This is a genomic window from Streptomyces sp. NPDC058000 (assembly GCF_042886435.1).
GTDB lineage: Bacteria > Actinomycetota > Actinomycetes > Streptomycetales > Streptomycetaceae > Streptomyces.
The window spans coordinates 1-8,695 of the sequence record NZ_JBHVQS010000119.1 but is presented as its reverse complement, the minus strand read 5'-3'; the positions used below and the strand labels follow the sequence as shown (position 1 = coordinate 8,695).

Annotated in this window: 8 protein-coding genes; 2 read left to right on the top strand and 6 right to left on the bottom strand. The window is 68.3% G+C overall.

Annotated features, from left to right (window positions below; genetic code table 11):
• Positions 1–268: 268 nt before the first annotated feature.
• From ACFVT2_RS42990 to ACFVT2_RS42975, 4 genes are all read right to left on the bottom strand, one after another.
• The gene (locus ACFVT2_RS42990) at positions 269–1,285 is read right to left on the bottom strand and encodes a TniQ family protein (protein WP_390027874.1); all 1,017 of its coding nucleotides are present in this window, start codon (positions 1,283–1,285) and stop codon (positions 269–271) included.
• Positions 1,286–1,299: 14 nt separating this feature from the next.
• Positions 1,300–2,169: a TniB family NTP-binding protein gene (locus ACFVT2_RS42985; RefSeq protein WP_390027871.1), complete on the bottom strand. Its 870-nt coding sequence runs from the start codon at positions 2,167–2,169 to the stop codon at positions 1,300–1,302.
• Positions 2,170–2,417: 248 nt separating this feature from the next.
• A complete protein-coding gene (locus tag ACFVT2_RS42980) occupies positions 2,418–3,332 on the bottom strand; it encodes a hypothetical protein (RefSeq protein WP_390027869.1) in 915 nt (304 codons plus the stop codon).
• Complete coding sequence (locus ACFVT2_RS42975; RefSeq protein WP_390027867.1) at positions 3,311–3,502, bottom strand: hypothetical protein; 192 nt, start codon at positions 3,500–3,502, stop codon at positions 3,311–3,313. The genes ACFVT2_RS42980 and ACFVT2_RS42975 overlap by 22 nt, the downstream gene beginning before the upstream one ends.
• A 137-nt stretch (positions 3,503–3,639) precedes the next feature.
• Here ACFVT2_RS42975 and ACFVT2_RS42970 point away from each other — a divergent pair, with 137 nt between their 5' ends.
• Positions 3,640–4,584 (top strand): methylenetetrahydrofolate reductase, encoded by a 945-nt coding sequence (locus ACFVT2_RS42970; protein WP_390027864.1) that lies wholly within the window; start codon positions 3,640–3,642, stop codon positions 4,582–4,584.
• Positions 4,585–4,937: 353 nt separating this feature from the next.
• Here the strand turns inward: ACFVT2_RS42970 and ACFVT2_RS42965 are convergent, their stop codons facing one another.
• A complete protein-coding gene (locus ACFVT2_RS42965) occupies positions 4,938–5,477 on the bottom strand; it encodes a GNAT family N-acetyltransferase (RefSeq protein ID WP_390027862.1) in 540 nt (179 codons plus the stop codon).
• A gap of 577 nt (positions 5,478–6,054) precedes the next feature.
• On the opposite strand from ACFVT2_RS42965, the gene ACFVT2_RS42960 reads away from it, so the two are divergent.
• Entirely contained in the window at positions 6,055–6,615 is a 561-nt protein-coding gene (locus tag ACFVT2_RS42960; RefSeq protein WP_390027860.1) for a hypothetical protein, read from the top strand.
• A 265-nt stretch (positions 6,616–6,880) separates the two neighbouring features.
• Here the strand turns inward: ACFVT2_RS42960 and ACFVT2_RS42955 are convergent, their stop codons facing one another.
• A complete protein-coding gene (locus ACFVT2_RS42955) occupies positions 6,881–7,462 on the bottom strand; it encodes an AAA family ATPase (protein ID WP_390027858.1) in 582 nt (193 codons plus the stop codon).
• Between the last annotated feature and the right edge of the window lie 1,233 nt (positions 7,463–8,695).

The window sequence follows — 8,695 nt, the reverse complement described above, 5'->3', positions numbered from 1 at the left end:
CGGTGTGCGCCTGCAAGCCCCCAGCATACCCCCACATTAGGGGGGCCGTCCGCGACAAAAACCCCCCCGCGCCCGACGCCGCATGCAGACCGTGAAACCCGGCGCCCACCCGACGCGAGTGTGGCGAGGTGTGGGGGTCTTCGGTAGCTGGTTGTTCTGGCCTGGCGTTTGGTGGTTCTGGTGGGGATTTGAGGGTGTGGGGGAGGGGTGGAGTGTGGCTTGCGTGGGCTATGCGGTGGGTGTTCGGTTTGGTTGTTCGGGGTGTTGGTCAGGGGTTTCGTGGGTGTGTGGGATTGATCTTGGTTTTGTTGTTGATGGAATGGTGCGTCGAGAGGTAGCCGTGTGGTGTGGCCGTGCGCAGGGGGCTGACCGGGGCTGGTGAGGGGTGTGATCCGAGGTAGGTGGTCAGTGGGTCGTTGGCGGTGGGGGAGAGTCGGGTAAGGGCGAGCTTGTGGCCGATCACGCCGACGGCGTCATGGACGTGGGGAGTTGGGTGTTGGTGGGGGAGTGTGGCCAGGGTGCGGGCAAGAGTGACGGTTTCGGGGTAGGTCACCAGGTCACGGGCCAACAGCACGGCTGAAGCGTTCCCTGCACGGCGTAACTGCGGGTTTCCTGCCGTGAGTTGATGTAGCCGGTGGTGCCAGCGGTGGGTCAGGTGTTGCTGGTGGTCGTACCAGCGGGTCGTGATCGCGTGTGCCGCCATCCACGCACTCGCGCCCCGCGGGTGTCGCTGTAGCCGCTGGTGGCTGTGGTGGGCCGTGGCGAGTTCGGGAACGGCCCCGGTGCGCAGGGTGGACGTGAGTCGGGGGTCTGGGGCGGCTTGCTGATGGCGCCAGCACACCAACCGGTGCCAGGGCCGGTGGACCCAGGCGGTACCGGTCGCGCCGCGGCTGTGGTGCCGCACGCACATCGTGCACGCTCGAACAGCTTGCTGCCGGTGCTCGACGGGCCCCCAGCATGCGGTGGCCGGCCTGGCATCCGTCGTGCCGTCCTGGAGCAGGCCGGGCAGTGCACGCGCGAGGACGTCCGGCCGGACTCGGGCCACGGCAGCGACTCGGCGCGTAGCGGTGGGGGAGAGGTCGAGTTCTGCCGCGGGCGAGGTGCCGTGTCCGCGGACGGTGATCCCAGCGCTGTCAAGGAGTTGGGGCAGTGTCAGCCGGTAGGCACCGGCGAGGCGCTGTAGGTAGGAGGCGGTCGCTTCGAAGACCAGCGGCCGGACGCGGAATACGCCCGGTGCCGGGAGCGGGAGCTGCGCCCATGCCCCGACGACGGGCGCAGACGCCACGAGAGCGGCCTGACTCACCGGGAACCGGGCTTGGTTCGGGTGCGGGGCCGGTAGCGCTGTTCGGCGAGGTGATCCAGACGGACACCGTCGAGGGTGGTCTTGGTGATGCGTTCCGTGCCGTTGATGAGCGCGGTGATGGCCGCCTGCTTGATCAGACGCGCAAGCGACCCGATCCGGCCGGCGGTGCGCTCGTGCAGGTACGGCGTCAGCCGCACCAGACTCCCTGCCCGGTGATACCGCAGGTCGAGGGCGTTCTCCAGGGCCTGTACAAGGTCTTTGAACGGTTCATGCTCACCGTCGCGGGCGGGGAAGGGATCGCAGTCCACGAGGCTGGCCCGTGCGGCGAGCTGCGCCCCGCGCACCCCGGAGAACAGGGCGGTCCCGGTCACGTCGATGCCCGCATACACGAACGTCGCGCCGACGCGTTCGGTGAGGTCTTTGATCAGGTCGGCGCTCTGGGCGCCGGTGGTGGTGCGGGGGTTGAGCCGGTGGATCTCATCGATCAGCACCAGCCGCACACCCACCTGCGCGTAGGTGTGGCAGACGCTGTTGACGACTGCTGCCTGGGACATCCGGGCGGTGACAGGAACGCCGAGAAAGCGGGCGAATTCCAGTGCGAGAGTCTTGGCACTGGCGGCGGGCGGCACGAGCACGTAGGCGACCGGGACCTGCCCGCCCGCAGCCACACCCGCCTCGTCCTGGCGCCGGGTGTGGGCGAGGTGGCAGGCGCGCCCGACCTGGAGCAGCGCGGTGGTCTTACCGGCCCCGGCGGGTCCGGTGACGATCAGGGACGGGCGCGCGGTGACCTGCTGGTGGCGGCCCAGGATCATCAAGGTGCGTACCTGCTTGGCCAGCATGTCGATCGCCGGAGTGCGGACCGTCACGAATCGCGAGTGATAGCCCACCCGCTCCTGGAGACTGCGCGCCGGCGCCCCTGGCGCGGGAGGCGCGGGCACGGGTGTGGCGGCGAAGCGGGCGAACCCGTCCCACACCGTCACCGCCCCCGGCTGAACCTGCCCGTTGCCGCCCGCACCGCCCGCGATGTTCCCGGCGCCTACCGCAGAGTCCGCCGGCCGGTGCGCGGTTGGCGCGGTACCGTCCTTCGACGCCTCTCCGATGCTCCATGGACCGCTCACCACTGCTCGGCCTCCGCTTCGGCATCCCACAGCCCGTATCCGCCAGCCGGAACACCAGCGGACGATGCACCCACGCCGGCTTCTTCCGCGACATCCAGTGCCGCATCTGCATCGGTCCCGGCAGCCAGGCCGGTGGCGGCGAGGTCGTCCAGGCTCTCACCCCACCCCTCATCGGGCGCCAGCCTCGTCTGTGACGCCTCCACAGCCTCGGCCCCAGCGGATGCGGCAGCCTGCCCGCTGCCCGCCGCCCCCGCGCCTTCCCCCACCTCGGCATCGGGTGTGCCGGATTGCCGTGGAGCGGGCAGACCGACTGCCAGCCCCTCGAGTACCGCCGCGCTGCCGGGCGAGGTGAGGGGACTCTTGCGGCCCCGCCGTTTCGGCGCCGCTTGCACTCCCGTGCCGCGAGTGTGGCGCAGGAGTTGGTCGAGGGCATCGGCGAGGTCGGCCTCGTGCTGCTCACGGCCGCCCCGCTGGGCGACTTCGTCCTGGACGTGGCGCCAGGTCTGGTCGTTGAACGGCTGGTGGACGTGGTCGCGGTGGATCCACGGGATCTCGTGGAGCTTCCCGTCGCCCAGGCGCGCCCAGACCTGGCGGGCATCATGCGGGTTGTGGTGGACCTCCCATCTGCCGTCCCTGGCCGCGATGTCGGAGCGCTTGCCGCGGCAGGCATCCAGCACCTCGTAGTCGTAGGTGCGGTAATCGATGCGGATGCCGCGTTCGGTGATGGGCTGCCACCGCACCGGCAACAGCTCCAGCCAGTCGGCTCCGCTCAGCGGCACGGGCACGTACCCGCACACGGTGATGAGAGCGGCCCACATCTCGTTCGGCGTCAGCACCGTCTTCGGCAGTACGGGGTGGCGCAGGCCTTCGTGCGGCCGGTTCAGCTCCCTCACCTTGCGGATCTGCTGCACCAGAGCACGGATCCGCTTCCTCGTGCGGCGTCCACTCCGTCCAGAGCAGTCAGACAGAGCCCTGACGGCCTCCTAACAGCCTCGTTCCCCTCGGCCGTCCCGTCGTCGTCCAGCAGCACCTCCACGGCCCTCTTGGCTTCCGCCGCCGGTGCATCGTCGTGCTCGGACACGCTCGCCCCTTCGAGCAATTGTCAAATCCTGTGGATCTGGTCCGCGCGGCCGGACGTCAGTTGGTTCAGAACCGAGTCCGGTCTCACAGGGTGGTGTTCGCCTGCCGCCTGGCGGATGAGCTGCTAACTTCCGCGTCATGGCGAACCAGAGCGACGGCACAGATCTCCGAAGCCGGGTGGCCGATGCCGACAGCGGTGTCCTGTTGTTCGGCATCACGCCGCCCCGCCTGAGCAACACTCCCGAGCGGATCCGGGAGATCACCGCAGCCACCCTGGCACGGTTGGAGTCCCTCGATGTCGACGGTCTGGCGCTGTACGACATCGACGATGAGAGCGACCGTAATCCGGTGCAGCGGCCGTTTCCGTACCTGCCGACCATCGACCCTGCCGTGTACCACGCGGACTATCTCGGCAAGTGGAACCGCCCGGTGGTTGTCTACCGGTGCGTCGGCAAGTACTCCCAGACGGAGCTGCGGACCTGGCTGCGGACGGCCGACGCCGACCGGCTGCTCGGCGTCTTCGTCGGCGCGTCCTCGAAGGGGAAGGCGGTGCGGACCGGCCTGTCCGAGGCGCAGGACCTGCGCCGCGATGTCCGCCCAGACCTGCTGCTCGGTGGCGTGGCCATCACCGAACGCCCCGAGGAGCATCTGCGGCTCGTCGCCAAGCAGGTGGCCGGATGCGCGTACTTCATCTCGCAGGTCATCTACAGCGTCGACGCGGCGAAAAGCATGGTCTCCGACTACTACTACGCCTGCCGCGAGCGGGACCTCGAACCGAGGCCCGTCCTGTTCACGCTCTCGGTGTGCGGCTCGGTGAAGACGCTGGCGTTCCTCCAGTGGCTCGGCGTCGACGTCCCGCGCTGGCTGGAGAACTCCCTGCGCCATGCGGACGACACCCTGGCCGAGTCATACCAGCACTGCTTGGCGAACGCCCGGGACCTGATCGCCTTCTGCCGGAAGCTCGGCATGCCGTTCGGCTTCCTCGTGGAGAGCGTGTCCATCCGCAAGGTCGAGATCGACGCCTCGGTCGCCCTGGCCCACGAGCTCAGCAGGCTGCTCGGACGAGGTACACCCTTGGTGTGAAGCCGGGTACGAACGTGCGGCTGTCGAATCCCGCGATCGGGACGCGGCTCAGGCCGCGCTGGCGTCCTCCCGTTCGACGAGGACGCCGCGATCCCGTGGCAGGTTCTGGCCCGGGCGTGTACCCGGGTGGGTTTGGATCTGCAGCGGTTTGAGCGCGTTTTCTGGGACCTGCGCCGAGGTGTTGCGAAGGCCCCCGCTGTGTCAGAGGCTGCCCGGGCTGAGAGGCCGGAGAAGCCGGATTCCCTTGAGCGTGTGTCGACGTCGGCGATATTCCCCACGCCCGTGTCGGCGTAATTCCCCAGGTGCTCGCGTGATGGTGGGGCTTCTCTAGTCTCTGTGCGACGGCTTGTCGGCTATCGCGGCTGTGGGTCCGTCGCGAGTCGTGCGTGCATCTCGACGTCGTAGCGGACGCCGTCGTAGGCGAGTTTTTGCCGTTGCAGACCTTCGGGTGCGAAGCCTGCGGCGAGGGCGACCCGGCAGGAAGCAGGGTTGTTGGTGCGGTGTCCCAGTTCCAGCCGGAAGAGTCCCAGGTCGGCGAAGCACCAATCGGCCAGAGCGCGGCAGCCGTGGGTTGCAACGCCCTTGCCGCGGGCGGCGGCAGTGGTCCAGTAGGAGATCCATCCGGTGGCGTGCTGGGGGTTGAGGCTGCCGACCGAGACACCGCCCAACGCCACGTCGGCACTGTCGGTGACGGCGAAGCCATAAGCCACCTCTTGGTGCCACTGGTTCTGCCGCCGCTGGATCCATTGCTCGGCGTCTGCGATCGTGGTGATGGGTGCGTCGGCTTGCCGTTCCATCACCGGTTCTGCGAACGCTTCCAGCACGACGGGGGCATCGGATGACTCCCACGGACGTAAACGCAGCCCCGGCGGCAACCACAGTCGATCACGCATCCGTGGATTGTCCCTGCGACCTCGGGAGAACGCCACTGCATTGGTGCACGCACCACCGGATGCCATGAGCCGCGGTGACTTTATTTGCTGGTCTGCGGGCCGAGGATGCCGCTGTCGCGGAAGTGGGCCAGGTCGTCGTTGAGGCCGGTGGTGAGGCGCATCGGCGGCAGTTCGACGTCGGCGTCGATCGCGCGCACGTGAAGCTGGGGCTCCCGGGGCGTGTCCGCGGCGGCGGCTGCTAGCAACTCCCGTCCTGGTGGAGGGGCTGGTGGTGTGTGGTGCTTGTGGGCGTGTTCGTGCGACCGTCCTTGACGCCCTGGTCCCCGCCGCGGTGAACGCCGGCTTCGGGGCACTTGCGTGGCTAACCCCTGGCTGTTCGACGGTGCTGCCACCACCCGCCGCTAGCGCCCCCGCCTAAGCCGGTCCACTTTTCGCGAATCCTCGTCAGAACCTGCTCTGACGTGGTGTTTTGCTGATTTTCGCGAGAGCTGGATCGGTGCGGTTTTGACGGCGACGGTGGCCCCATCGCGCCTAACCGGGCGTGGCGCTACGGCACACCGACCGAGAGAGAAGAGCCATGACGACCCACCAGCTGTCGGCCCAGCCGGTCCCGATCCACCAGTCCGGCGCCACCGCCCTGCCGCAGACCGCCCCTGCGGCCTTCTCCCCGCCGATTCCCCACCCCTTGGCTCCGCTGCCCACTCAGGCTGTGCAGCAGGCTCTGGAGGCCCTTCAGCGGCCCGCAGGCGTCCAGCAGTCGGGGGCGGTGGTGGCGGTGGCCTGCGGCGGCACCGACGGTGCTCCCGTGTTCGCTGTGGCCATCGGCCACCCCGCCACGGCGGCTGCCCCCGTCCCCGCCGCTGCGCCGGCCGCGGACCTCAACCCGCCCGCCGGTCCGCCTGCCCGGGCCGACGGTCCGGCCGACGACCCCGCTCCCGCGCTGAGTTCGTGGCGCGCCGTGGTGGCGGTGTGCGCGCTTTTGACGGTCGCGATCGGCTGCGGAGTGCTGACGGTGGTCTACCCTCGGCTGGTTCCGCTGTGGCAGGTCATAAGCGGGGTCGCGGCCTTCGCCGGCACCGCCAAGACGTGGGCGGCGTCCGACGCTTCCCGTGACCGCCGGCGAGGCAACCTGCGGTAGCGGTTGGGTGCCTCGCCGGGAATTTCGCGGGCGAGGCACCCAATCTCAGCTACCTACAGGTCGATTGGGAGCGCAATTGACCGCGTATTTCGAATTGTTCAAATGGTTGTTTCTCTGGTAATCAATTACAGCGAAATGGACGAGAATTAAGAGAGTTCTCTGCGTTGTCGGCAAGGGGTGCCGGGGGTATGCGGTCGTGCGAAATGAGCGCGGCTTTGACAGCGTTGCCGCGGTGGCTGTCGACCTTGCACCGTCTTCGTCATCATCACCGGCGATACTCCAGCCGTAGATCGTGATCTGTGGTCTGTACCGATTGGGATGACCAGTTGGTTGCCGCGATGGCATCGCGTGCGATGTCGGTGACGGAGCGGCCGTCGGTGGGTACTCGTGCGACCCATGGAGGCGCGGTGGCTTCCAGGTGTTGGGCCATGGCAGTGCTCCGGGTGACGTGGGCGTCGAGTTGGCTTCCGATCTCCCGGGTGCCCAGGCGCTGCCGGGCGGTTGCGTCGTCGGCGGTCAGGAGTACCGCGGTGATGCGGGGTGTGCCGCCCATGGCGCGGGCGATCAGGTCGGGTTCCAGAACGGCGACGGTGTTGGTGTAGATCAGCCTGCGGTATCCCAGAGCGGCGTAGTTGCGCCAGATGGCGGCGAGGTTCGCCTCGGTCATTTTCGTGCGGGCGGGGTCGTCGGCCGGGGCGGGGAATGCCTGGTCCAGGTTGTCGCCCTCGATCAGGCAGTGGGCGAGGCGTAGGACTTGCAGTTGCGCAGAGACCTCCCAACCGACCGTGGTCTTGCCGACTCCGGCGCGGCCCCCGATGAGCAGTGCTTCGTATGCTGCGGCCTGCACAGGTGGTCTCCTTGCGTTCGCAGGGCCGATGGCGTCTGAGGCGACAGGGGTGCGGCCACCGTTGATCATCGGTGTGTGAAGACAAACGATCATGCGGTGGCCGCGGGTCACAGCGTAGACCCTGCCCGCTGGCAGGCCGCACGCGTACGCGGCAGGCATAGCTGGGCCCCCTAGGCCTGGAGCCTCCCGAGCCGACGCCGGGAGGCCGGGCTCGGCCCTTGGGTTGGGGGTCGCGCGAAAGGTGTGCACACGTGCACGTGCACGTGTGCACACAAAAGGAGCCGCGCCCTGCCGGGCCGTCGCGGGCGCCGCCGCCGATCGGCCGCGCTGCCCCGCTCTACCCGCTCGACTGTTGGTCAGCGCGCCACCCGGGCCTGCTGAGAGCCGGTCGACTCCCTGGCAGGCTTGGGAAGTTGGAAGTAAGGAAGCCAGCCACGAGAGCGGCACGAGGGCCGGCTCCCGCCGCCCTGCGGGAGCCGGCCCTCGTGCCGGGCGCCGCGTAACAGGCGCTCTGAGGGGCACTCAGGGGCTCTCGGGTTAGCCTGTCAGGCCGAAATGCCGGCGTCCGTCATCAAGGGCCCGCCGATAGACCACTTCCCCGAAATCCTTCGTATCTTCCTCCCCGTGGTTTGCCTCGATCATTAGTTGCGCCCTCGCTTTCAGCATGGCGAGCCAAGTGCCATGGTGGTCACGCGCGGACGTTCCACAATCCCCTGATTCACCCGGAAGGCATTCGGGAACAACTTCCCCTACGGCTGCAAGATTTTCCGGGCGTATCTCCCTTTCTGGTTTTGACTTTGGGGTGGTGAGGTGTTTTCCCAGTCTCTACCCCGTGCGTCACCGTGATGCATCGCTCGACTGTGATGGTGTTTTCTGGGGTGGTGCGCTACGCTCGGCGCGAGCGGTCTACGCGAAAATTCAAGAGCGTGTTGGTGGGCCGCCGGTGACCCGGCGCCAGTCCTGAGACCCTGGTCCCGACTCCGGCTGCCCGGAGGTCGGCAACGCAGGCCAGGCAAGGGCACCCCGCCCCGTAACCAGCCTCACACCCGGTACCACAGACGGCCCGTCACCCGCCAAGCAAAGCAGGCCACAAGGAATGCAGTGCGGAATTCCGGAGGAATTCACCAGCCTTTCCGGAGGAAAGGCAAGACCCGAAGGGTCTTATCAATTCCCCGGAGGGGAATCGCATTTGACGACCCGTAGGGTCGTGCGTCGTTCCTCCGGAGGAGGACG

Bases quoted from the DNA above. Each gene is read 5' to 3' on its own strand.
- ACFVT2_RS42960 (WP_390027860.1), top strand. From the start codon at position 6,055: ATGACGACCCACCAGCTGTCGGCCCAGCCGGTCCCGATCCACCAGTCC.
- ACFVT2_RS42970 (WP_390027864.1), top strand. From the start codon at position 3,640: ATGGCGAACCAGAGCGACGGCACAGATCTCCGAAGCCGGGTGGCCGAT.
- ACFVT2_RS42965 (WP_390027862.1), bottom strand. From the start codon at position 5,477: ATGCGTGATCGACTGTGGTTGCCGCCGGGGCTGCGTTTACGTCCGTGG.